We start from the raw sequence: 24,259 nt of genomic DNA, 5'->3' as shown, positions 1-24,259 counted from the left end.
GGCAGGGTTGCTCGGGGTCGGCAAATAGTCAGCGGTGGTTCGGGCGAAGCCGGGCGACGCCTGGCCGGCGGCGCGTGGCCGCCGGCGCTGGCATGCGGCGGGGCGCGCTACTACGGATGCTCGCGCAACGCCTCCTGGGTGACCAGCACGACGCCTTCGTCGGTGCGATAGAAGCGCTCGGCGTCGCGCGCCGGGTCTTCGCCGATCACCGTGCCTTCCGGAATCGTGCAGCCACGGTCGATCACGACCTTCTGCAGGCGGCAACTCGCGCCGACCGTGACCTGCGGCAATAACACTGCCTCATTGATATTACAGAACGAACTCACTTTCACGTTCGATGACAGCACCGAGCGCGAAATCTGCGAGCCCGAGATCACGCAGCCGCCGCAGACGATCAGATTGTTGCCGGAGCCCTGCAGCCCCTTCATGTCGCGTACGAACTTCGCGGGCGGTAGCTGCTCCTGGTATGTCCAGATCGGCCATGACTCGTCGTACAGGTCGAGCGTCGGTATCGTCGACGCGAGATCGAGGTTCGCGGCCCAGTACGCGTCGATCGTGCCGACGTCGCGCCAGTACGGCTCGACGCTCGGGTCCGACGACACGCACGACATGCTGAACGGATGCGCGATCGCCACGCCCTGCGTGACGACGCGCGGCAGGATGTCCTTGCCGAAGTCGTGATCGGTATCGATCGCGGCGATGTTCTCTTCGAGCTGCGTGTACAGGTAGTCGGCGCTGAACACGTAGATGCCCATGCTCGCGAGCGCCGTGTCGGGGCGCCCTGGTATCGCAGGCGGGTCGGCCGGTTTTTCGACGAAGCCGGTCACGCGGCGATTTTCGTCAACGGCCATCACGCCGAACGCGACCGCTTCCATGCGCGGCACCTCGATGCAGCCGACCGTGCAGTCGGCGCCGCTGTCCGCGTGATCGGCGATCATGCGCGTGTAGTCCATCTTGTAGATGTGGTCGCCCGCGAGCACGACCACGTACTTCGGGCGGATCGAGCGGATGATGTCGAGGTTCTGGAACACCGCGTCGGCGGTGCCGCGATACCAGTGCGCGCCTTCGACGCGCTGCTGCGCGGGCCACAGGTCGATGAACTCGCCCATCTCGCCGCGCAGGAAGCTCCAGCCGCGCTGCAGATGCCGCAGCAGCGAATGCGCCTTGTACTGCGTGACCACCGCAATGCGGCGGATGCCGGAATTCAGGCAATTGGACAGGGCGAAGTCGATGATCCGGTATTTGCCGCCGAAGTGCACCGCCGGCTTCACGCGCTTGTTCGTGAGCGGTCCGAGCCGCGTACCGCGTCCGCCGGCGAGGACGATCGCGAGGGTAGTGCGCTGTAAGTCGTTCAGCCGTGCCGGAGTATTCATATTTGTCTCCTGTCGATCGGAGTGAGCCCTTCAGCACTCGCTCCGACCGCATGCAAGATGGTTGCTTGATTGATATACCCCCGGGGTGATCTGGTCGCTTCCTCTGCGCTGATGATTCGGGCTGCCTGGCAGTCGTGCTGCATTGCCGTTCTTCGCTGCCTGTTTTCGCGGGTCCGTCAGTCAGTTCTAGCACCGATTGGACGCGAGCGAATAATGTTTATTGCGGGGGCCGCGCGGCGGACCATCGTCAAACGATCGCCTGTTACGGCGCGTTTTTCGGTGCGGCGCAACACATTGGCCACAAGGTCGTGTCCGGACGATGCTTGAGCCCAGAACGCGCAATATGCATGCCATCTCGCCGCGGCCGTGTGCCGTGTCCGCAGTGCGCGACTGGCGGCGGAGTTCGGCGGCGCATCGTAGAATCTTGCGCTCCCTGCCTCGTGCATCCCTATTGCGTTTTTTGTAGAGCATCCCGATGAATCTTCACCGCCCATTCCTGCTTGCCCTGTCGAGTGTTTGCGCCTGTGCGATGCTGTGCGCGGCGTCCGTCGCGGTGGCCGCCACGCCGGCGGGCGCGCCGCTCAGCGAGGCGAGCCCGAGCGCCGCGAGCGCCGCGGCCGCGTCTTCGCTCGACGATTCCGGCCCGGCCTACGGTCCGGAGCTGCAGGGCTTCAGCTACCCCGCGCCGGTCGAACGCTTCGAATTCACCTCGCAGGGCGTGCCTTTGCAGATGGCCTACATGGACGTGAAGCCCGCGCATGCGAACGGCCGCACCGTGGTGTTGCTGCACGGCAAGAATTTCTGCTCGGCGACGTGGGACGCGACGATTCGCCGGCTGAGCGATGCCGGCTATCGCGTGATCGCACCGGACCAGATCGGCTTTTGCAAATCGAGCAAGCCCGAGCATTACCAGTACAGCTTCCAGCAACTCGCGCGCAATACGCATGCGCTGCTCGATTCGCTCGGCGTCAGCGAGGTGACGGTGGTCGGTCATTCGACGGGCGGCATGCTGGCCGTCCGCTATGCGCTGATGTATCCGCGCGAAACGCAGCAACTGGTGCTCGTGAACCCCATCGGACTCGAGGACTGGAAGGCGAAGGGCGTGCCGTCGCTGTCGGTCGACCAGTGGTATCAGCGGGAGCTGAAGACCACCGCCGACGGCATCCGCCGCTACGAGCAGGCGACCTATTACGCGGGGCAATGGCGCGCGGACTACGAACCGTGGGTGCAGATGCTCGCGGGCATGTATCGTGGGCCGGGCAAGCAGATCGTCGCGTGGAATTCCGCGCTGCTCTACGACATGATTTACACCCAGCCGGTTTTTTATGAACTCGGCCAGCTCAGCATGCCGACGCTGCTGCTGATCGGTCAGAAGGACACGACGGCGATCGGCAAGGACGCAGCGCCGCCCGAGGTGCGCGCGAAGCTCGGCCATTACCCCGAATTGGGCCGGGCGGCCGCGAAGGCGATTCCCCATGCGACGCTGGTCGAGTTCGCGGGGCTCGGTCACGCGCCGCAGATGCAGGACCCGCAGGCGTTTCATAAGGCGCTGTTGGAAGGGCTGACAGCGGCGCCGGAAAACCGTTGATCGATCACTTGGGTTTCTGTCCGGCAGTCATAGTCCTGCGTCGCTCTCCGTTAAGCGAAGTTGCCTGGGGCTATTTTGCGGTCCATCGCGGCGTTGCGGAGAGGGCCGGCTGCGGATAGGCGGTAGTCGGCCAGGAACTGTCATTCGCCGCTGCTGTTGACCAGACATTTAGACGTCGGTTCTGCAGCCGCCAGCGGCCATTGGCCACCGGAACACAACTGGTCTTCTTGGTCCGCCTTGTTCGGGTTCGGTATGTCTACAGCCTTGGTTTGGACCTTCCCTTGCTTCCCTTGTGGTTACCGCGTTCTGACCAAACGAGGTGGCACAAAAGTCCGATAAGAAGGCGCGAAGCGCTGAGATATAGGCACGCATGCGCGACGCCAACTGGCTATTCTTCAGACGCCGCCACTCACGCGTCTCCGGTCGGCTATGCGGGTCGTTGGTGGCCGTTCCGCATGCATGCGGAAAGGGGGCTGTATGTCACGTCCAGAACAACCTCGGTCCGCGCGATGCGCAACCCGTCGTCAACAGTCAAACCGACGCATCTGGCTCGCCATTGGCATTTCGCTGACTGGGATGTCCCTGACACCCGTGGCGTTCGCGGCGGGCAGCCTTCCGCAGGGCGGCCGTTACGTGGCCGGCACGGGCGCGATAGCAAGCCAGGGGAACGGCCTCGTGATCACACAACCAGGTTCGACGCGCGGCGTGATCGACTGGAACAGCTTTTCGATCGGCAGGAACAACAGCGTGACGTTCGACAACGGCTCGGGCGCGACGCTGAACCGGGTGACGGGCGGTTCGCCCTCTGCCATCGTCGGCAGGCTCGGTGCGACTGGCAGCGTCTATGTGATCAATCCGCAGGGCATCGTCGTCGGGCCATCGGGCGTTATTACCACCGGCGGACGTTTCGTCGCGTCGACGCTGGACATCTGCAACGACGCGTTCATACAGGGCAGCGGCTCGCTCACGCTGTCAGGCAACTCGAACGCAGCCGTGATCAATCTCGGCAAGATCAGTTCGGGCGGCGGCGATGTATTCCTGATTGCGCGACACGACGTCATCAACGCAGGCACCGTCGCAGCGCCCAACGGCACGGCGGAACTGGCCGTGGGCGAGCAGGTACTGCTGCAGGATTCGGGCAGCAGCAGGCAGGTGTTCGTGCAGACGGGCAGTCAGGGCACGGTCGTCAACAAGGGGCGGATAACCGCCGCGCAGATCAGTCTGCAGGCGGCCGACGGCAACGTGTATGCGCTCGCAGGCAGCGGCACGCGCATCCGCGCGACGGGCACGGCCAGCCGCGACGGCCACGTATGGCTGGTCGCCGATGGCGGCCGTGTCAGTCAACTCGGCAAGATCTCCGCGAGCAACGCGGACGGCGGCGGCGGAACGGTCGACACGCAAGCGGCACAATTCACTTTCGGCAGGCACGCAGCGGTTCACGCGGGGCAGTGGAATCTGTCGACGCCCGACTTCACGATCGACGACTCCGCCACGCATACGTTGCAGCGCAGCCTGAACGCGGGCACGTCGATCGATATCGCGACCACAGGCGCGAACGGCGCGACGGGCGACCTGGGCGTCGCGTCGAGCCTGCGCTGGAGCGGTCCGGCTTCGCTCACGCTTGCCGCGTACCACAACGTCTCCGTGGCGACGGGCACGACGATCGCGAACAGCGGTGCAGGCAATCTGACCTTGCGCGCCGACGCATCAGGCATCGACAACGGCGGCAGCGTCACCAACAGCGGCACCATCGATTGGTCGAAGAGTACGGGTATCGTCAGCGCGCTCTACGACATGAACGGCAGCTACAATCCCGGCACGATCGTGGCGAACAGCGCATGGACAGCGGCTCCGTATAGCGGTCTCATCACCCAGGTGACCGGCTACAGGCTGGTCAATTCGGTGGCGGATCTGCAGAACGTCTCGCTCGACCTTGCGGGTAACTACGCGCTCGGCAAGGATCTCGACGCCAGTGCAACCGGTACGTCATTCGCTTTCTCTTCGCTCGGCAATGCCACTACGCCCTTCTCCGGTCAGTTCGACGGCATGGGCCACGTGATCAACAGGTTTTCACAGTACGATCAAGGTAGTTTGGTGCCGGCGGTGGGATTGTTCGGTGTGATCGGTCCGACGGGAGTCGTGCGCAATGTCGGGATGACGAATGCTGATCTCGGGACGTTTGTCTATTTCCCACAGGGAATCGCACTCGGCATTCTGGCCGGCGAGAATCAGGGCTTGATTACCTACGCCTATACTACCGGCGGCCGCGGCTCCGGCGCGTTCGAAGGTGCGGTGCTCGGCGGCCTGGTGGGACGCAACGTCGGCCTGATCGAGCGCTCTTGGAGCAGCGCGTTCGTCGGGTCGGCCGGCCTGCTCGGCGGCCTCGTCGGTGGCAACGGCGGTACCATCGTGCAATCTTATGCGACAGGGACGGTGAGCGGCGGCAATCATGGCTCCGGTGGCGGTCTGGTCGGCGCTAACGACGGAACGATTTCGCAGTCGTATGCAACGGGGCGAGTGTACGGCCCATTCAGCGCTGGGGGACTGGCTCTCTCGAATACCGGTCTCATCGAGCAGTCGTTTGCGTCGGGCGAAGTCAGAGGACCAACGTTCCAGGGCCCGGATTATGGCACTTATGGCGGCATCGTCGCCGTCCAGGGCGTACCGGCTGGAGTGCCGCTCGCGTCCAACGTCTACTGGGACAAGGAGACGACAACGCGAACGAAGAGCAGCGGGTACGGCGCGCAGCTATCGGCGTCCAACGGGCTCACGACCGCACAGATGAGCAATCCGGCCAGCTTTGACGCCTCGTGGGATTTCAGTGAGACCGGGACGTGGGTCATACCGGCGGGCGCGACGCACCCGATTCTGCGTTGGCAACTGGGCCAGTGAGCGCTGCTCAGAAGTCGCCGCGGCAACAGTCGCCGCCATTTCTACCGCATAGCCGGTGCGCTCGGTCGCATCGGACTCGTGCACGGCGGATCGTGCGGCAAACCAACACCGCGGTCGCCGCGACGCGCAGCACGCCAAGCGACGCGCTATGAGTTATATGTTGGCCGCGCAGCTTCAATGAGTTACCTAGGAAAACCTGCCGTACCGTTCCGCGACCGTTGGCAAAAAGACTGTCCGTCTCGGTTCGGTGACGAGGTGACATGTTTAACCGAGTCACGCAAAGCATCCCGGAAGGCCGGAAATTCGGTGGTCGATGTGTTGATGTCAACGTCCGAAGTGGTCCAAAAGCTGCCGCCGAAGCGGCAGACGGTCGAGCGGCGGCTGTGGGTCGGGAAGCGCCTTTCCCCGGAGATCCGCGAACAACCATTTTGCTGCCTCTGGCACACCTGTATTCCGCTCAAAGCCTAATGGGATAGGGATTTGGGAGGCATCGGCGAAAAGTTTATTGTGATGACCGTTGTACGCAACCGGTTTTTTATGAGCTCGGCCAGCTCAGCATGCCGACGCTGCTGCTGATCGGCCAGCAGGACACGACGGCGATCGGCAAGGACGCCTCGCCGCTCGAGGTGCGCGCGAAGCTCGGCCATTACCCCGAATTGGGCCGCGCGGCCGCGAAGGCGATTCCCCATGTGACGCTGGTCGAGTTCGCGGGGCTCGGTCACGCGCCGCAGATGCAGGACCCGGAAGCGTTTCATCAGGCACTGCTCGATGGACTCGCGGCGGTGCCGACCAATCGTTGAGCGTTCAAACGGCTTTCTGTCTCGCTACCGTACTCCTGCGTCGTTCACCGCCAGACGAACGTCCTGGTAGCTACTTTATGGCTCTTCGCGGATTTCCACGGAGGACGCTTGCGGACAGGCTCTAGTCGGCCAGGAACTGCTTGCGACCTGAAGACAGCCTAACCGTCGACCGCAGTGGCGGGATGCATTTCAAGCGCCGCATTGGCGTCCCTTTTAAACGGAACCGCCGCCAGCACCGATGCAAGTACCATCAGACCTCCGCCAAACCATGCCCAGCCAGAAAGATGCTCACCGAGCCATACGTATGCGAATAGCGCACCGAATGCGGGCTCGCTTCCCATCAGCAAAGCGACGCGCGTTGGGTTGCTGCGCTTGACGGCAAAGTTCTGTGCGAAGAAAGCGAACAACGTACAGGCGAGCACGAGGTAAGCGATGCTCGCCCAGAAGTCACCGTGCCCACTGAGCGACGGCAGCGCATCCCAATGTTGTGACGGCAGCACGAACGCCGCCAGGACACTGCCCAATGCAACGACGCCTGCCTGGACCGCCGTCACCGACAGCGGAGCAAGTTCCGATTCGCGCATCACACGCTTGGTCACACACACCATCAGCGCACGCAGTAACGCCGCAAGAAGAATCAGCGCGTCGCCCGCGGTCGGAATGATCACGCCGCCGCTCACAAACGCGGCGCCCGTCAGCGACAGGCCCACGGCGATCCATTCGCCACTCGACGGCTTTCGTCGTAGCAACATCCATTCGACCAGCGGCGTAAGCGCGATACACAGACTGATAAGGAACGCCGCATTCGACGCGCGTGTGTGCGCTATCCCGAAAGTCTCGGCCAAAAAGATGCCGAGCAGGATTGCACTGGAGCCGAGCGCACCCAGCAAGGCGGACGCTTTGACGTGTCGCAGCGAGCGCAACGCCGGCGACAACACGAGGAACGTCAGCCCGAAGCGCAACGCCAGCAGACCGAGCACGGGATAGATCGCGAGCGCGCCTTTCACGACCCCATAACTGGTGCCCCACACCATCGCGACCGCAAGCAGCATGAGGTCGGATATCCACAACGCGCTCTTTTGCTTCGACATGACGGACCTTCTGTTTTCATTCGAACGGCCCAAATTGTCGGGTATTGCATTGACAAATATAATCCGGGTCAGTGGAACATCTTTTATGTTTGAGATGCACAAATGACTGGTGCGCGTGCGAGGGTCGCGATGAATCCCAATGAACTCTTTGCGTTGCTACCTGACATGGCGACGTTTGCGAGGGTTGTCGACGCCGGCAACTTCTCCATTGCCGCGCGGCAACTGGGCAGTACACCGTCGACTGTCAGTCGGCAAATCAAGCGCCTTGAGGATTCGCTTGGCACGCGCTTGCTTGAGCGCTCGACCCGTAGCATCCGTTTGACGGATTCAGGCGCGCAGATCTACCGGTATTGCCGGGATATGGTCGGCGCAGCGTCGGGCGCCGTCGACGTCGCTGGACAAGTGACGGGTGATCCGCGAGGCAAGGTCAGCATCAGTGCGCCGATTTCATTTGCGAGATCTGTCATCCATCCGCTTGTTCCCGAATTTCTGCGCATGTGGCCCGACGTGGATGTCCATCTGGTCTTCGCCGACCACGAAGTCGATCCGCTGCGTGACGATGTCGATATGGTGATCCGACTCACGCGTTCGCCTGCGCCAGGCCTGGCTGCCCGGCGACTTGGCGCGGTCAAATGGGTTCTATGCGCGTCACCTGCCTATCTCGCGGAACGGGGGACCCCGGCCGAACCGCACGACCTTGCTCGGCATGCATGCATGTATCTAGGGGAGACGGTCGACGACAATCGATGGCATTTCCGCCGCGACTCCGAGACACAGTCGGTCGAAGTGAAGGGGCGATACATCGCCAATGATGCGGGCGCGCGATTGGATGCTGCGCTGCATGGCCTGGGCATTGCGAGCTTGCCCGATTTTGCTGCCGCGCAGGCGATTTCCAGGGGCGACATTGTCCGGGTGCTGACCGACTGGGAATTCGAGGCCCGTACATATATGGGACCGGTCTGGCTGCTTTATCCGTCGAGTCGTTTTTTACCGTCTCGAGCACGTGCGCTCATCGATTACCTGGTGAGCCAGCTTCACGACGGGTAGGCTGCCACACCGACGGCATCAGGCGCGCAGGGCTGCGCGCCTCCTTTGCTGTCAGCCGTGGTAGAAGCCGTCGGTGACCGAGTTTTGCAGCACGCCGTCGACATAGACGCCGACAGGGTCGCCATCAGCGGACGTGAGGATCGAGCCGATGTGCTGGCCGGGTAGTTTCATCCGGCCACCTTGGATTTTGGTCATCTCCTGGTGATCAAGTTCTGCAGCGTTCTGGATGTCGTCGATGGTCAGCGTGTTCATGATGTGTCTCCTTACAAGAGGGTTGTAGAAACATTTAAGCGGCCGGCTGCTTGCAGCACAATGCACATGTCATGCCATCCGGGCGTGATGGGCGCGGAGCGCCCATCCCCCGGTGAATCGCGATGATGCGAGTATGGGCGCCACCATCACTTAGCCAAACGAAGTTGGAAAATCGCTGACATGGCCTTGCTTTCCTTCTCCTGCACGTACTTCAGGTCTGCCTGCTTCGCTATCCGCCCGCCACTCATGTGCGTGCCCCACATATACGCTTTGCTGCTCCTGGCCATCTCCGTCAGATCATTTACTCTTTTTCCTGTTCGAAAGCGAGGCTCTACGCCCGATCCTGACTTAATCGGTGTTGCCGCGCGCCGTGGACACGCAGATGTGTCCAGGCATGAACGACAGCAACGAATCGCAGGCGTTCTTGACCGAACCGCCTCACTGGTCGATGGTGGCGCATCGATTACACGTACGTGAACCTCCTGGCGGCATCCGACGTTCAAGCCCCGACATCGCCATTTTTAATTCATCCATTGAAAGGAAACCACCCATGGACCTGAACCTGACAGGCAAGCTCGCACTGGTGAGCGGCAGCACAGCCGGCATCGGTCTCGCTATCGCCAGCACGTTGGCGCAGGAGGGCGCTCGTGTGATCGTGAACGGCCGCGCCCAGTCATCTGTGGACGACGTGGTCGCGCGGCTGAAAGCGCAGACGGGCGGCGACGTGCAGGGATTTGCGGGCGATCTCAGTACCGCCGCTTCAGCAGAAGAGCTAGCGCGACGCTATCCGGACGTGGAAATTCTGGTCAACAACCTGGGCATCTTCGAGCCCAAGCCGTTTGAAGAGATCCCCGATGCGGACTGGCAGCGGTTCTTCGACGTCAATGTCTTGAGTGGGGTACGCCTCGCTCGCCTGTTTTTGCCTGCGATGAGGCAGGCCAACTGGGGGCGCATCATTTTCATTTCGAGCGAAAGCGCGGTGCAGATTCCCGCTGAAATGATCCACTACGGGATGACGAAAACCGCGCAGCTGGCGGTCTCGCGGGGGCTCGCCGAAGCCGTTGCCGGCACGGGCATTACAGTCAATAGCGTGCTGCCGGGGCCGACGAAATCGCGGGGAGTGGGTGAATTCGTGGAGACCCTTGCCAAGGCCGACGGCAAATCGTTTGAAGCGTTCGAAACAGAGTTCTTCGAGAAGGTCCGTCCCACCTCGCTCATCAAGCGATTTGGTTCGCCGCAGGAAATCGCGTCGCTCGTGGCCTATATCGCCAGTCCGCTTTCGTCGGCCACGACGGGAGCCGCGTTGCGCGCCGACGGGGGCGTTATAAAAAGCGCCTTCTAGACCCCGAGGGCATTGGGCCGGCTTCTCACACGACCGGCCCCAACTCAGTGCAAAGACAAGGGCGGCTTGCCATGAGCCGCCCTTTTTTCGTGCGTCGCCGTGTCGGCCGATCGGTTCGCGAACCGCTTATCTGGTCGCCATCATTTCATCGCGAACCTCGGCGCCGATCTCGAACGAGCGCAGCCGCGCGGCGTGATCGTAAATCTGCGCGGTCAGCATCAACTCGTTCGCGCCGGTCTGCTCGATGATCGATTGCAGACCTTCGCGGATTGCGTCGCGATCGCCGAGCACCGTGCAGGCGAGCGCACGCGCGACGTTGTTCAACTCCATCTCCGACGCGTCGAGCCGCTCGACCGGCAGCTGCAATTGTCCCGGCGTGCCGCGCCGCAGATTGATGAACTGCTGCTGCAGCGACGTGAACAGCCGTGCGGCTTCGTCGTTCGTGTCGGCGGCGAACAGATTGACGCCGACCATCGCATAGGGCTTCGCCAGCGTCGCGGACGGCCGGAACTGCGTGCGATACACCTGCAGCGCGGTCATCATGTAATCGGGCGCGAAGTGCGACGCGAATGCGAACGGTAGCCCGAGCGCCGCGGCCAGTTGCGCGCTGTACAGCGACGAACCGAGCAGCCACAGCGGCACGTTCAGGCCCGCGCCCGGCACCGCGCGAATGCGCTGGCCCGCGACCGGCTCGGCGAAATACCGTTGCAATTCGACGACGTCGTCGGGGAAGGTTTCGGCGCTCGCCTGGAGATCGCGGCGCAGCGCGCGAGCGGTGGTCTGATCGGTGCCGGGCGCGCGGCCGAGGCCGAGATCGATCCGCCCCGGATACAGCGACGCGAGCGTGCCGAACTGCTCGGCGATCACGAGCGGCGCATGGTTCGGCAGCATGATGCCGCCGGAGCCGACGCGAATCGTCTTCGTGCCGCCTGCCACGTAGCCGATCACGACCGAGGTCGCCGCGCTCGCGATACCGGTCATGTTGTGATGCTCGGCGAGCCAGTAACGCTTGTAGTTCAGCTTTTCCGCGTGCTGCGCGAGTGACAGTGTGTTCCTGAACGCGTCAGCCGGCGTGGCACCCGCGGTGACCGGCGAAAGATCGAGAACCGAGAAGGGGATCATTGTCTGTTGATTGCGATGGGCGGCGCTTTTGCGCGATGGGGCATTGTGGCAAAGCGGCGCCTTTTCTGCTGGCGGCGCGGCGATGCCCCTGTCGACCGAAGGGTCGGCAGGACCGATGAAGCGCGCTAAGGCGCGACCCATGGCGCGGAAATTGCGCGTGCGTAGCGTGTTCGCGCGGCGGTGCTTGGCATTCGCAGTGCGCCCGAATCAGCAATCCAGCGAGTGACCGTGCGCCGATCGGAATTCGAGTGTACGGTTAAGTATCGGTGCGGTGACGCGACCCGTTGCCGGACATCCGGAATGTAGCGAAGGAGTTCCCGATCCCATGAATGTCGTCAAAGAGTTTCGTACCCGGTCATTCCAAGACGTGTCCCACGCATTGCTCGACCGCGAGGAGATCGCGCTCGTCGACGTGCGTGAGGAAGATCCGCACGCGCGCAGTCATCCGTTGTTCGCCGCCAATCTGCCGCTGTCGCGGCTCGAACTCGACGCGCCGCTGCGGCTGCCTCGCCCGGCCGTGCCGATCGTCGTGTTCGATGCCGGCGAAGGCTTCGCGAGGCGTGCGGCCGAGCGCTTCGCCGAACTCGGCTATACCAACGTCGCCTTGCTAGAAGGCGGCCTGCAAGGCTGGCGCGAAGCGGGCGGCGAGTTGTTCAAGGATGTCAACGTGCCGAGCAAGGCGTTCGGCGAACTGGTCGAAAGCGTGCGTCATACGCCGTCGCTGTCCGCGCAGCAGGTGCAGGCGCTGCTCGATCGTGAGGCCGATGTCGTGGTGCTCGACGCGCGCCGCTTCGACGAGTTTCAGATCATGAACATCCCCGGCAGCATCAGCGTGCCGGGCGCGGAGCTGGTGCTGCGCGCCCGGCAGCTCGCGCCGGATCCGGCCACGCGCATCATCGTCAATTGCGCGGGGCGCACGCGCAGCATCATCGGCGCGCAGTCGCTGATCAACGCGGGCGTGCCGAATCCGGTGGCCGCGCTGCGCAACGGCACGATGGGCTGGACGCTCGCCGGTCAACCGCTCGCGCACGGCAGCGGTCGGCGTGTCGAAGGCGCGGTCGACGACGCTTCCCGTCTCGCCGCGGCAGACGGCGCGCGCGCGCTTGCCGACCGGGCGCGCGTGCGCCGCACGTCGCGCGACGAAGCGCGCCGCTGGGCCGACGAAGCGATGCGTACCGTCTATCGCTTCGACGTGCGCACACCCGAGGAATACGAGGCGGGCCATGTGCCCGGTTTTCGCAGCGCGCCGGGCGGCCAGCTCGTGCAGGAAACCGACCTGTTCGTGACGGTGCGCGGCGCGCGCGTGATCCTCGCGGACAGCGACGGTGTGCGCGCGAACATGACCGCATCGTGGCTCGCGCAGATGAACGTAGAGGTGTACGTGGTCGATGGCCTGACGGCGGCCGATTTCGCCGAGAAGGGCATGGCGCCGTTGGCGCGCAACGCGGTCACGCCGCCCGACGTCGACGACATCGCGCCGGCCGAGCTCGCCGCGCTGCTGCAGTCGACGGGAACCGTCGTGCTCGATTTCACGAGCAGCACGCACTATCTGAGGCGGCATATTCCGGGCGCGTGGTTCGTGATCCGCAGTCAGCTCGCCGACGCGCTGCGCACGCTGCCCGACGCGAAGCGCTATGTGCTCACGTGCGGCAGCGACGTGCTCGCGCGCTTCGTCGCGCCGGAGCTCGCCGCGGCGACCGGGCGGCCGGTGCAGGTGCTGCGCGGCGGCACGATCGCGTGGATCGACGCGGGCTTGCCCGTGGAGTCGGGCGGCACGCGGATGGCGTCGCCGCGAATCGATCGTTATCAGCGGCCGTATGAGGGCACCGAGAACGCGCGTGAAGCGATGAGCGCGTATCTGGAGTGGGAGCATGGGCTCGTCGCGCAACTCGCGCGCGACGGCACGCACGGCTTTCGTGTGATTTGATCGGCCGGCGATCCGGGGGCCGGCCATCCGGGGGCCGGCCATCCGGCACCCCTCTTGCGCCGCGCGAATCTTCTGCCGATTCGGTGTAAACGCGCTCTCGTCGAAAGCCTCCGATGCGTTTAGATTAGCGGTATCTGGAAGACTTTTCGAGGGACCAGGGCGGCCATAAAAGGCAGCGGTTTGTCATTCGGCGATGGCGCAAGGTGAGTAGCCAAGGTTGCTCATCGCTTCGTCTGGAGCAGACCGCTGCGCGTCGTCCGCGGTGCTTCGCGCAAGGCGGCCAATGAGCCGCCGTCACTTCCGGTTGATCCTGTCGACCGACATGGCGACGCTGTACACAGCGTCGCCTTTTTGCTTCTGGCGTGCCCATCTCAACCGACCTCAGCCGATCCATTAGCGCTGCGCGCAACACGTTGCGTGCGTCGCCGCACCCGTCGCGCCCGCGTTGCTCGCGGTTTTCTCCGTGCGCGGTTATCCTTGTAGTACACACTACAGACCGGCCAGGCGCCGCGACGACAGATCCCACACATCCGGACAGGAACCGAAGTGAGCCTCAAACCGCTGGGCGTCACGCTACTGATAGCGTGCTTTGCGCTGACCGGCTGCGACCAACAGCAGAGCGATCAAGCCGTGCAAAAACTCAAGGACTTTTTCAACGCCGTCAAACCGGACGCGTTGCTGCTCAAGAACATGACGCCGGGCGTCACGACCGAAGCGCAAATCCTCGCGCAGATGGGCAAGCCCGAGACCACGCGCAGCTTCACCGACGGCTCGAAGCGCTTCGAATATCCGCGCGGCCCGCAAGGCCTGAACACCTACATGGTCGACATCGATCGCGACGGCAAGCTGCAGGCGATCACGCAGGTGCTGACCGCGGACAACTTCGCGCAGGTTCGCTCGGGCATGACCGAGGACGAGGTGCGGCGCTTGCTGGGCAAGCCTGGACAGGTGGCGGTGTTTCCGCTGAAGCCGGAAACCGTGTGGAGCTGGAAATGGCGCGAGGGCGGCGTGACCGAAGAAGGCATCTTCAACGTTCACTTCGACCGGAACCAGAGGGTGTACACCACGTCACGCTCGGACGTGATCCGCGGGCGATAGGCGGGGGCAATGTCGATCAGAAGACGGCCGGATAAGCGGGCCGAAAAAGCGGGGTAGGCATGATACGTCGACGTCGATACAGCCGGATCGGGCTGGTGTTGGGGGGCGGCGCCGCGCGCGGCTGGGCGCATATCGGCGCGATTCGCGCGCTGCAAGACGCGGGCATCAGGCCCGACGTCGTGTGCGGCACGTCGATCGGCGCGCTGGTCGGCGCGGTCTATGCGAACGGTGATCTCGACTGGCTCGAGGAGTGGGTGTCGCGTCTCACGTGGCAGACCGTGGTGCGGCTGCTCGATCTGCGCATCTCGGGCGGCCTGCTTGGCGGGCGCAAGGTGATCCAGCTATTCGCCGACAAATTCGCCGGCTGCTCGATCGCGCAACTGCACATGCCGTTCGCGGCGGTCGCGACCGAACTCGACACCGGCCGCGAAATCTGGCTGCAGGACGGCAGCACGATCGACTCGGTGCGCGCGTCGATTGCGATTCCGGGCATCTTCACGCCGGTATGGCACAACGGCGTGTGGCTCGTCGACGGCGGGCTCAGCAATCCGGTGCCGGTGTCGGTCGCGCGTGGCATGCGCGCGGACTGCGTGATCGCGATCGATCTGAACAACGACATCCTGAACGGCCGCGATTTCGGCGGCCCGGTCATCCAAACGCCCGCGCTCGATCCCACCGCGCCGCCGCCCGTCGCGCTGCGCCGCAACGGCAAGCCGTGGCCGCGCTGGCTCGCGCCGGCGGAGGCGAGCGCCACCGACGACGTGCGCGTGCCGCCGAAGCCAAGCGCGCAGGTGCCGTCGATGCTGAGCTCGATCGCGCAAAGCATCGACATCATGCAGGTGCGCATCACGCGCAGCCGGCTCGCAGGCGAACCGGCCGATATCCTGATCCAGCCGCGTCTCGGCGGCATGGGCATCTTCGATTTTCATCGCGCGGCGCCAGCCATCGAGGAAGGGCGCGAGGCGGTCGAGCAGATGCTGCCGGCGATTCGCGCGCGGCTCGGGCTCGACTGAGCGCGAGCTGTCAGGCGTCGGAGCCGGCGTGGACGCGCTGATGCAACGGCGCGATGCGTTCGGGCGGTGCCACCGCCGTCGGCGCGGCCTATCGAAAAAGCGACCCGAAACTTGCGAAATCGCCGCACGCCCGACAACACGACAACCCCCGTGAAACCAAGCGCTACGAGCGTCCCGTCGTGCGTCGAAGTGCCATGTTGCGTCGCAGCAAACCACCCGCCCGGTATTTGAGAAATTGATTTCAGCTTGCGAGACTCCGCGCCATGCCGGAGCAGCGAGCAGCCCATGAAGCCGCCGCCATCCGCGCCAATTCTACGAACCTGGATGGAGACACGCGTGTTCCTATACGGCTTTGGTCCCGTGCTGCTCGCCGGCACGCTCCAGACGATCGAGCTGTCCGTTCTGTCGCTGGCGGCCGCTGTGTTGCTCGGCCTCGCGGGCGCGGCGGCGAAACTCTCGTTCAACCGGCCCCTGCGGGTCATCGCGACCGGCTACACGACGCTGATCCGCTCGGTGCCCGACCTCGTGCTGATGCTGCTGCTGTTCTACAGCATCCAGATCTGGCTCAATGATCTGACCGACATGTTCAACATCGAGCAGATCGACATCGATCCGTTCGTGGCCGGCGTGCTGACGCTCGGTTTCATCTACGGCGCGTATTTCACCGAGACTTTTCGCGGCGCCTTTCTCGCGGTGCCGCGCGGCCAGCTCGAAGCGGGCAGCGCGTACGGCATGAGCGGCGTGCGCGTGTTCACGCGCATCCTGTTCCCGCAGATGATGCGCTTCGCGCTGCCCGGCATCGGCAACAACTGGCAGGTGCTCGTGAAGGCCACCGCGCTCGTGTCGATCATCGGTCTCGCCGACGTCGTCAAGGCCGCGCAGGACGCGGGCAAGAGTACCTTCAACATGTTCTTCTTCATCCTCGTCGCCGCGCTGATCTATCTGGCGATCACCACCGTATCGAACCTCGTGCTGATCTGGCTGAACCGCCGCTATTCGATCGGCGTGCGACACGCGGAGCTCTGAGCGTCATGATCGACATCCTCAATCAATTCTGGAAGGCGTATCTGTTCTGGGACGGGCAACGCCTGTCGGGTCTCGCGGTCACGCTGTGGCTGCTGGTCGCGTCGATCGCGATCGGCTTCGTGTGCGCCGTGCCGCTCGCGGTCGCGCGCGTGTCGAAGAAGCGCTGGCTGTCGACGCCGGTACGTCTGTACACCTACGTATTTCGCGGCACGCCGCTCTACGTCCAGCTGCTGTTGATCTACACCGGCGTGTACAGTCTCGCGTTCGTGCGTTCGCACAGTCTGCTCGACGCGTTCTTTCGCAGCGGCTTTCACTGCGCGATCCTCGCGTTCGCCTTGAACACCTGCGCGTACACGACCGAGATTTTCGCGGGCGCGATCCGCTCGACCTCGCACGGCGAAGTCGAGGCGGCGCGTGCCTACGGCATGAGCGCGTTCACGATGTACCGGCGCATTGTGATACCGTCCGCGCTGCGCCGCGCGTTGCCGTTGTACAGTAACGAAGTGATCCTGATGCTGCATGCGACGACGGTCGCGTTCACGGCCACGGTGCCCGACATCCTGAAGGTCGCGCGCGACGCGAACTCGGCGACCTACCAGTCGTTCAACGCGTTCGGGCTCGCGGCGCTGATTTATCTCGTGGTGTCGTTCGCGCTCGTCGCGCTGTTCCGGCGCGCCGAGCGTCGCTGGCTCGCGCATCTCGCGGTGCGCACGCACTGAGCGCGCGTTGACGACATAGCATCGGGCGCCTCGAGCTTCGGCACGGCGGCGTCCGCACCAGACCGATCCGTATTCTCACTGGGAGAGCATCTTGCTCCATACCACTCAAACCGAAGCTTGCAAGCTCGCCGTACAGGACATCCACAAGCGCTACGGCGACAACGAAGTGCTCAAGGGCGTGTCGCTCAACGCGAACAAGGGCGACGTGATCAGCATCATCGGCGCGAGCGGCTCGGGCAAGAGCACTTTCCTGCGTTGCATCAATTTTCTCGAGCGGCCGAACGCCGGGCAGATCATCGTCGACGGCGAAGCGGTCAAGACGAAGACCGATCGCGCCGGCAATCTCGAAGTCGCCGATCACAAGCAGCTGCAGCGCATCCGCACGAAGCTCGCGATGGTGTTCCAGCACTTCAACCTGTGGGCGCACATGAACGTGCTCGAGAACGTGATCGAAGCGCCGATTCATGTGCTCGGTCTGAAGCGCAAGGAGGCCGAGGACCGGGCGCGCGAGTATCTGGAGAAGGTCGGGCTCGCGCCGCGTCTCGAGAAGCAGTATCCGTCGCATCTGTCAGGCGGCCAGCAGCAGCGTGTCGCGATCGCGCGCGCGCTCGCGATGGACCCGGACGTGATGCTGTTCGACGAACCGACCTCCGCGCTCGACCCCGAACTGGTCGGCGAAGTGCTGAAGGTGATGCAGAAGCTCGCCGAGGAAGGCCGCACGATGATCGTCGTCACGCACGAAATGGGCTTCGCGCGCAATGTGTCGAACCATGTGATGTTCCTGCACCAGGGCCGCACCGAGGAAGAGGGCAATCCCGCCGAGGTGCTCAGCGCGCCGCGCAGCGAGCGCCTGAAGCAGTTCCTGTCCGGCAGCCTGAAGTAACGCGCGGCTCGCTTTTCACGGACACCCGATGGCCCGCACGTCCAGCCCGGCTCGCACGACCCAGGTCGCGATAGTGGCACTGCCGCCCGTGTCGATGTCGGGCGTCGGGCCGATCGTCGACGCGCTCAATCTCGCCAATGAAATCGACGGCCGCGCGCTGTATCGCGTGCAGGTATGTTCGTGGGACGGCCGCGCGGTGCCGCTCGCGGGCGGCGCGCAATGGCCGGCCGATGCCGCGTTCGGCGACGCGATCGCGTGTGACTGGCTGATCATCGTCAGCGAGCGGTTCCAGCAGTTCGCCGACTACCGCCTCTTTCTCGCGCGCCTCGCGCGCGTCGGCCAGCGCACGCCGCTCGTCACCGGTATCCACCACGGCGTGTGGTGGCTCGCGATGGCGGGGCAACTGTCCGGCTATCGCGTCAGCGTGAACTGGGAAACCTATCAGCAGTTCTCTGAACAGTTCGAACGCTCGATCGTCACGCAGCAGATCTTCGAAATCGATCGCGATCGCGCGACCTGCGCGGGCGGCCAGGCGACCGTCGACTTCATGCTCGCGATGATCGGCCGCGAGCACGGGCCCGAACTCGCGGAGCGCATCGCCGATACGCTCGGCGTAGGCGTGCTGCGCGCGGGCGAGGAGCGTCAGCGCATTCCGTTCGTGACCGCGCCGGGCGAGCGCCACCCGCGCCTGAACGACGCGCTGCTGCTGATGGAAGCCAATATCGAGGACCCGCTGACCACCGATGAAATCGCCGGCTTCGTCGGCGTCTCGCGGCGGCAGCTCGAGCGCCTGTTTCGCCAGTATCTCGGCTCGATGCCGTCCAAATACTATCTGGGGCTGCGGCTGTCGAAGGCGCGCACGCAATTGCAGCGCACCAGCAAATCCGTCGTGCAGATCAGCCTCGCATGCGGGTTTGCGTCGGCGGCGCACTTTTCGAATGCGTATCGGGAGCGCTTCGGCGTCACGCCGCGCGAGGATCGCCGCAACTGGATCGACCGCCAGAGCGGCGCGCACGGCGGCGCGAGCGAGCCGCGGCCGGCCGCGCTGATCGAGCGGCCCGAGCTCGATTGACGCAAGCCATCTGAAAGCGAAACCGCGGCAAGTTCAGCGCAAAGCTCGACAGCCGCGACGCGCGGAACCTCATAGAAAGCGTCGCGTATGCGCAAGACGTGCCGCGCGCGGTTTCCTACACTAGCTGTATTACCTGTCACCCGTAAAAGGAATTGCCATGAACGACCTGACTGTGACACGCGAGACCTTCGACGAAGTCATGGTGCCGGTGTTTGCCCCCGCCGCCTTCGTACCGGATCGCGGTCTCGGCTCGCGCGTGTGGGACACGCAAGGCCGCGACTATATCGACTTCGCCGGCGGCATCGCCGTCACCGCGCTCGGTCATGCGCATCCCGAGCTGCTGAAGGTTTTGCATGAGCAGGGCGGCAAGCTGTGGCACATCGGCAATGGCTATACGAACGAGCCGGTGCTGCGCCTCGCGAAGCGCCTCGAAAGCCTCACGTTCGCCGACCGCGCGTTCTTCGCGAATTCGGGCGCCGAGGCGAACGAGGCCGCGCTGAAGCTCGCGCGCCGCGTTGCGTTCGACCGTCACGGCGCGCAGAAAGATGAAATCATTTCGTTTGCACAGTCGTTCCACGGCCGCACGCTGTTCACCGTCAGCGTCGGTGGCCAGCCGAAGTACTCGGAAGGCTTCGGCCCGGTGCCGGCCGGCATCACGCATCTGCCGTACAACGACATCGAAGCGGCGAAGCAGGCGATCGGCGCGCAGACCTGCGCGGTGATCGTCGAGCCGATCCAGGGCGAGGGCGGCGTGATCCCGGCCGATCCGGCGTTCCTGAAGGCGCTGCGCGAAGCGTGCGACCAGCACAACGCGCTGCTGATTTTCGATGAAGTGCAAACCGGCGTGGGCCGCAGCGGCTTCTTCTACGCGTACCAGGACACCGGCGTGACGCCGGACATCCTGACCACCGCGAAGGCGCTCGGCAACGGCTTCCCGATCGGCGCGATGTTGACCACCAAAGAGCTCGCCGCGCACTTCAAGGTCGGCGTGCACGGCACGACTTACGGCGGCAATCCGCTCGGCTCGGCGATCGCGGAAAAAGTGGTCGAACTCGTCAGCGACCCGAAGCTGCTCGAAGGCGTACGCTCGCGCAGCGAAGTGCTCAAGGGTCATCTCGCGAAACTGAACGAGCGCTTCGGGCTATTTACCGAAGTGCGCGGCAAGGGTCTCCTGATCGGCGCCGAACTGAACGACACGTTCCGGGGCCGCGCGAAGGACTTCGTCACCGCGGCCGGCCAGCACGGCGTGATCATGCTGATGGCGGGTCCGGACGTGCTGCGCTTCGTGCCGTCGCTGATCATGCCGCTCGACGACATGGCCGCAGGCTTCGCGCGTCTCGAGACGGCCTTCGGCGAACTCGTCGGCGCGAACGCGCAGGCGGCGTCGCATTGATGTTCAGGCAGTCCCGCACGTCCACGCTGATGCAGCGGATCATGCGTCACATTCAACAGGAACGATGATGCTCTTCGTACGTCCAGGCCGCCTTGCCGATCTCGATGCGCTCGAGCATATGGCGCGCACCGCGCAGCCGGTGCTGCATTCCCTGCCGCACGACCGGCGCGCGCTCGAAGCGCGGGTCGCATTGTCGGAAGACTCGTTTCGCGCGGAGGTCGATTTTCCGGGCGAGGAGTTTTATCTGTTCGTGCTCGAAGACTCGGAGAGCGGCAAGCTGATGGGCACCGCGAGCATCGTCGCGGCGGCCGGTTACGCGGACCCGTTCTACGTGTTTCGCAACGACGCGCTGATTCATGCGTCGCGCGAACTGCACGTGAATCGCAAGATTCACGCGCTGACGATGTCGCACGAGCTGACCGGCAAGAGCCGGCTCGCGGGCTACTACATCGACCCGTCGCTGCGCGGCGACGCGGCCGCGCAACTAATGTCGCGCGCGCGGATGATGTACATCGCCGCGAATCGCAAGCGTTTCACGGCCGAGGTGTTCTCGCTGCTGCTCGGCGTGACGGACGAAAACGGTGTATCGCCGTTCTGGGAAGCGGTGGGGCGCAAGTTTTTCGGCCGCGATTTCGCCGACATCGAAGTCGAATCGGGCGGCCGCAGCCGCACCTTCATCGCCGAAGTGATGCCGACCTATCCCGTGTATGTCCCGCTATTGCCCGAGGCGGCCCAGCGCGTGCTCGGCGAACCGGACGCGAACGCGCTGCTCGCCTACGAGATTCACCTCGAGGAAGGTTTCGAGACCGACCGCTACGTCGATATCTTCGACGCGGGTCCGGTACTGACCGCGCAGGTGGATCGCAGTGTCAGCGTGCAGCACAACGAAACGCGCGTCGTGCGCGAGGCATCTGCGACGCACGGCGCAACGTACCTGATCGCGCACAACGGCGCCGCCGGCGAGTTCCGTTGCGTGCTCGGCGATCTCCCGCCCGGCAAGGAATCGGGCGCCGGGTTGTCACAGGCGGCGCGCGGCGCGCTCCGCGTACGGGAAGGCGATGCGGTGCGCTGCGTGCCGCTGCATCAGCCGCAGGATGAACAATCGGGAGAAGCGCAATGATCGTCGTTCGCGTAGTACAACGAGGCGATGTGGATGCGCTGATGCGGCTCGCGCAGGAAACCGGGCCCGGTCTGACCACCTTCAAACCGGATCGCGACGCGCTCGCGGCGCGTGTCGAGCGCGCGCGCCGCACGATGGAAGATCAGGCCGCGCCGCACGAGGCCGGTTATTTCTTCGTGATGGAAGACACCGCGACCGGCGACGTGGCCGGCGTCTGCGGTATCGAAACGGCGGTGGGTCTGCAGCAGCCGTTCTACAACTATCGCGTGAGCACGGTCGTGCACGCGAGCCAGGATCTCGGCATCTGGACGCGCATGCACGCGCTGAACATCTCGCACGACCTCACCGGTTATGCGGAAGTGTGCTCGCTGTTCCTGAGCCCGCGTTATCGCACGAGCGGCGTCGGCGGCTTGCTGTCGCGCTCGCGCTTCATGTTTCTCGCGCAGTTTCGCGAGCGTTTTCCGCAGCGTCTGTGCGCGGAGTTGCGCGGCCATTTCGACGAGCAGGGCACGTCGCCGTTCTGGCGCGCGGTCGGCTCGCATTTTTACCAGATCGATTTCAACGCGGCCGACTATCTGAGCTCGCACGGCCGCAAGGCGTTTCTCGCCGAGCTGATGCCGCGCTATCCGGTGTACGTCGAACTGTTGCCGGAGGAGGCGCAGCGCTGCGTCGGCCTCACGCATAGCGACACGATTCCCGCGCGCCGCATGCTCGAAGCCGAAGGGCTGCGCTATGAGAATCACGTCGATATTTTCGACGCGGGTCCGGTGCTCGAATGCCATATCGCCGATTTGCGCACGGTGCGCGAAAGCGTGCTGGTGGCGGCTGAAATCGGCGAGGCAGCGGAGCAAGCGGCGCAGGACGGGCCGAAGTCGATGGTATCGAATACGTCGCTCGGCGATTTTCGCGTTGGCGTCGTGGCGGGCGTGCCGCGCAACGGTGTGTGCCGCCTGAGCGCGGCCGAGGCCGACGCGCTTCGCGTGCAGGCAGGCGATCCGCTGCGGGTGCTGCCGTTGAAACACAAACAAGGATGATCATGAGCGAGCTTTTCATCGACGGCGAATGGGCCGCCGGCACAGGACCCGTATTCGCATCGCGCAATCCCGGCACGGGCGCGGTGGTGTGGCAAGGCAACAGCGCGTCGGCGGACGACGTCGATCGCGCGGTACGTAGCGCGCGCCGCGCGTTCGCCGCGTGGTCGGCGCTGACGCTCGACGAGCGCTGCGCGGTGGTGCGCCGCTTCGCCGCGCTCGTGACAGAGCGCAAGGAAGCGCTCGCCGAAGCGATCGGCCGCGAGACCGGCAAGCCGCTGTGGGAAGCGCGCACCGAAGCGGCCTCGATGGCCGCGAAGGTCGAGATCTCGATTCAGTCCTACAACGAACGCACCGGCGAAAAGCGCTCGGCGATGGCCGACGGCACCGCGGTGCTGCGGCATCGTCCGCATGGCGTGGTGGCGGTGTTCGGGCCGTACAACTTCCCGGGCCATCTGCCGAACGGGCATATCGTGCCCGCGCTGATCGCCGGTAATGCGGTCGTGTTCAAGCCGTCCGAACTTGCGCCCGGCGTCGCGGCGCTGACCGTGCAGATCTGGCGCGACGCGGGGCTGCCTGCCGGCGTGCTGAATCTCGTACAGGGTGAGAAGGACACCGGCATCGCGCTCGCGAATCACCGGCAGATCGACGGACTGTTCTTCACTGGTAGTTCGGATACGGGAACATTGCTGCACAAACAGTTCGGCGGACGGCCGGAGATCGTGCTCGCGCTCGAAATGGGCGGCAACAATCCGCTCGTGATCGGCCCGGTCGCGGACCTCGACGCCGCCGTGCACCACACGATTCAATCGGCGTTTCTGTCGGCGGGGCAGCGCTGCACGTGCGCGCGCCGCATCTTCGTACCCGACGATGCGTTCGGCGAGCGCTTCCTCGCGCGCCTGACGGAAGTGACCGCGCGCATCGGCGTCGGTGAATACAACGCCAAGCCGCAGCCGTTCATGGGCGCCGTGGTGTCGGCGCGCGCGGCCTCGCGTTTGATCGGCGCGCAGGAGCGTCTGCTCGCGAGCGGCGCGAAGGCTCTGCTGAAAATGGAGCAGCGCGATCCGCAACTCGGCTTCGTCACGCCCGCGATTCTCGACGTGACCGACGTAAAGGACCTGCCCGACGAGGAGCACTTCGGTCCGCTCGCGCAGATCATCCGCTACCGCAATTTCGACGACGCGCTCGAACGGGCGAACGATACGGAGTTCGGTCTCTCGGCGGGCCTGCTCGCCGACGACGAAGCGCTCTGGGCGCATTTCCAGCGCACGATTCGCGCCGGCATCGTCAACTGGAACCGGCCGACCAATGGCGCTTCTTCAGGAGCGCCGTTCGGCGGGCCGGGCCGCTCCGGCAATCATCGACCGAGCGCGTACTATGCGGCCGACTACTGCGCATACCCAATGGCCTCGGTCGAGAGCGCGCAACTGAACATGCCCGCGAGCGTCTCGCCGGGCCTTCAATTCTAAG

General features: G+C 64.5%; 19 protein-coding genes and 1 pseudogene. 16 read left to right on the top strand and 4 right to left on the bottom strand.

All coding sequences use genetic code 11. The features are described from left to right. Positions 1-110: 110 nt before the first annotated feature. Positions 111-1,373 (bottom strand): glucose-1-phosphate adenylyltransferase, encoded by a 1,263-nt coding sequence (gene glgC, locus HDG37_RS03365; RefSeq protein ID WP_184044251.1) that lies wholly within the window; start codon positions 1,371-1,373, stop codon positions 111-113. A gap of 475 nt (positions 1,374-1,848) precedes the next feature. On the opposite strand from glgC, the gene HDG37_RS03360 reads away from it, so the two are divergent. The 3 genes and pseudogenes from HDG37_RS03360 to HDG37_RS03350 all read left to right on the top strand — a co-directional run. Further along, the gene (locus tag HDG37_RS03360) at positions 1,849-2,961 is read left to right on the top strand and encodes an alpha/beta fold hydrolase (RefSeq protein ID WP_184044249.1); all 1,113 of its coding nucleotides are present in this window, start codon (positions 1,849-1,851) and stop codon (positions 2,959-2,961) included. 477 nt (positions 2,962-3,438) lie between these two features. Beyond that, positions 3,439-5,853: a filamentous hemagglutinin N-terminal domain-containing protein gene (locus tag HDG37_RS03355; RefSeq protein ID WP_184044247.1), complete on the top strand. Its 2,415-nt coding sequence runs from the start codon at positions 3,439-3,441 to the stop codon at positions 5,851-5,853. Positions 5,854-6,374: 521 nt separating this feature from the next. Continuing rightward, positions 6,375-6,653: pseudogene (locus tag HDG37_RS03350) on the top strand (alpha/beta fold hydrolase); the annotation flags it as partial. A 158-nt stretch (positions 6,654-6,811) separates the two neighbouring features. On the opposite strand, the gene HDG37_RS03345 reads toward HDG37_RS03350, so the two are convergent. Beyond that, entirely contained in the window at positions 6,812-7,744 is a 933-nt protein-coding gene (locus tag HDG37_RS03345; RefSeq protein WP_184044245.1) for a DMT family transporter, read from the bottom strand. A 129-nt stretch (positions 7,745-7,873) separates the two neighbouring features. On the opposite strand from HDG37_RS03345, the gene HDG37_RS03340 reads away from it, so the two are divergent. Then, positions 7,874-8,791 carry a LysR family transcriptional regulator gene (locus HDG37_RS03340; protein WP_184044243.1) on the top strand — a complete coding sequence of 306 codons (918 nt, stop codon included), beginning with the start codon at positions 7,874-7,876 and terminating at the stop codon, positions 8,789-8,791. 51 nt (positions 8,792-8,842) lie between these two features. On the opposite strand, the gene HDG37_RS03335 is transcribed toward HDG37_RS03340, so the two are convergent. Next, positions 8,843-9,043: a hypothetical protein gene (locus tag HDG37_RS03335; RefSeq protein ID WP_184044241.1), complete on the bottom strand. Its 201-nt coding sequence runs from the start codon at positions 9,041-9,043 to the stop codon at positions 8,843-8,845. 550 nt (positions 9,044-9,593) lie between these two features. Between HDG37_RS03335 and HDG37_RS03330 the strand changes: the two genes are divergently transcribed. Next, complete coding sequence (locus tag HDG37_RS03330) at positions 9,594-10,385, top strand: SDR family NAD(P)-dependent oxidoreductase (RefSeq protein ID WP_184044508.1); 792 nt, start codon at positions 9,594-9,596, stop codon at positions 10,383-10,385. A 126-nt stretch (positions 10,386-10,511) separates the two neighbouring features. On the opposite strand, the gene HDG37_RS03325 is transcribed toward HDG37_RS03330, so the two are convergent. Next, positions 10,512-11,507, bottom strand: coding sequence for an LLM class flavin-dependent oxidoreductase (locus tag HDG37_RS03325; RefSeq protein WP_184044239.1), 996 nt, complete (start codon positions 11,505-11,507; stop codon positions 10,512-10,514). A 325-nt stretch (positions 11,508-11,832) separates the two neighbouring features. On the opposite strand from HDG37_RS03325, the gene HDG37_RS03320 reads away from it, so the two are divergent. The 11 genes from HDG37_RS03320 to astD all read left to right on the top strand — a co-directional run bounded on the left by HDG37_RS03320 (position 11,833) and on the right by astD (position 24,258). Next, on the top strand, positions 11,833-13,434 hold the full coding sequence (locus HDG37_RS03320; RefSeq protein ID WP_184044237.1) for a rhodanese-related sulfurtransferase: 1,602 nt from the start codon (positions 11,833-11,835) through the stop codon (positions 13,432-13,434). A 546-nt stretch (positions 13,435-13,980) separates the two neighbouring features. Further along, positions 13,981-14,532 carry an outer membrane protein assembly factor BamE gene (gene bamE / locus HDG37_RS03315; RefSeq protein WP_184044235.1) on the top strand — a complete coding sequence of 184 codons (552 nt, stop codon included), beginning with the start codon at positions 13,981-13,983 and terminating at the stop codon, positions 14,530-14,532. A gap of 59 nt (positions 14,533-14,591) precedes the next feature. Next, positions 14,592-15,545 carry a patatin-like phospholipase family protein gene (locus tag HDG37_RS03310; RefSeq protein ID WP_184044233.1) on the top strand — a complete coding sequence of 318 codons (954 nt, stop codon included), beginning with the start codon at positions 14,592-14,594 and terminating at the stop codon, positions 15,543-15,545. A 336-nt stretch (positions 15,546-15,881) separates the two neighbouring features. Beyond that, entirely contained in the window at positions 15,882-16,571 is a 690-nt protein-coding gene (locus HDG37_RS03305) for an ABC transporter permease (RefSeq protein ID WP_184044506.1), read from the top strand. Between the two features lie 5 nt (positions 16,572-16,576). After that, positions 16,577-17,290: an ABC transporter permease gene (locus HDG37_RS03300; RefSeq protein ID WP_184044231.1), complete on the top strand. Its 714-nt coding sequence runs from the start codon at positions 16,577-16,579 to the stop codon at positions 17,288-17,290. 91 nt (positions 17,291-17,381) lie between these two features. After that, positions 17,382-18,173, top strand: coding sequence for an ABC transporter ATP-binding protein (locus tag HDG37_RS03295; protein WP_184044229.1), 792 nt, complete (start codon positions 17,382-17,384; stop codon positions 18,171-18,173). A gap of 28 nt (positions 18,174-18,201) precedes the next feature. Then, entirely contained in the window at positions 18,202-19,245 is a 1,044-nt protein-coding gene (locus tag HDG37_RS03290; RefSeq protein ID WP_184044227.1) for a GlxA family transcriptional regulator, read from the top strand. Positions 19,246-19,402: 157 nt separating this feature from the next. Further along, entirely contained in the window at positions 19,403-20,638 is a 1,236-nt protein-coding gene (locus HDG37_RS03285) for an aspartate aminotransferase family protein (protein ID WP_184044226.1), read from the top strand. 67 nt (positions 20,639-20,705) lie between these two features. Further along, positions 20,706-21,758 carry an arginine/ornithine succinyltransferase subunit alpha gene (gene aruF, locus HDG37_RS03280; protein ID WP_184044504.1) on the top strand — a complete coding sequence of 351 codons (1,053 nt, stop codon included), beginning with the start codon at positions 20,706-20,708 and terminating at the stop codon, positions 21,756-21,758. Beyond that, complete coding sequence (gene astA / locus HDG37_RS03275; protein WP_184044224.1) at positions 21,755-22,792, top strand: arginine N-succinyltransferase; 1,038 nt, start codon at positions 21,755-21,757, stop codon at positions 22,790-22,792. The genes aruF and astA overlap by 4 nt, the downstream gene beginning before the upstream one ends. A gap of 2 nt (positions 22,793-22,794) precedes the next feature. Then, positions 22,795-24,258: a succinylglutamate-semialdehyde dehydrogenase gene (gene astD, locus HDG37_RS03270; protein ID WP_184044222.1), complete on the top strand. Its 1,464-nt coding sequence runs from the start codon at positions 22,795-22,797 to the stop codon at positions 24,256-24,258. The last annotated feature ends 1 nt before the right edge of the window (position 24,259 follow it).

Source organism: Paraburkholderia sp. MM5384-R2 (genome assembly GCF_014201025.1).
Classification (GTDB): Bacteria; Pseudomonadota; Gammaproteobacteria; order Burkholderiales; family Burkholderiaceae; genus Paraburkholderia; species Paraburkholderia tuberum.
This window is presented reverse-complemented; position numbering and strand designations above follow the sequence as displayed.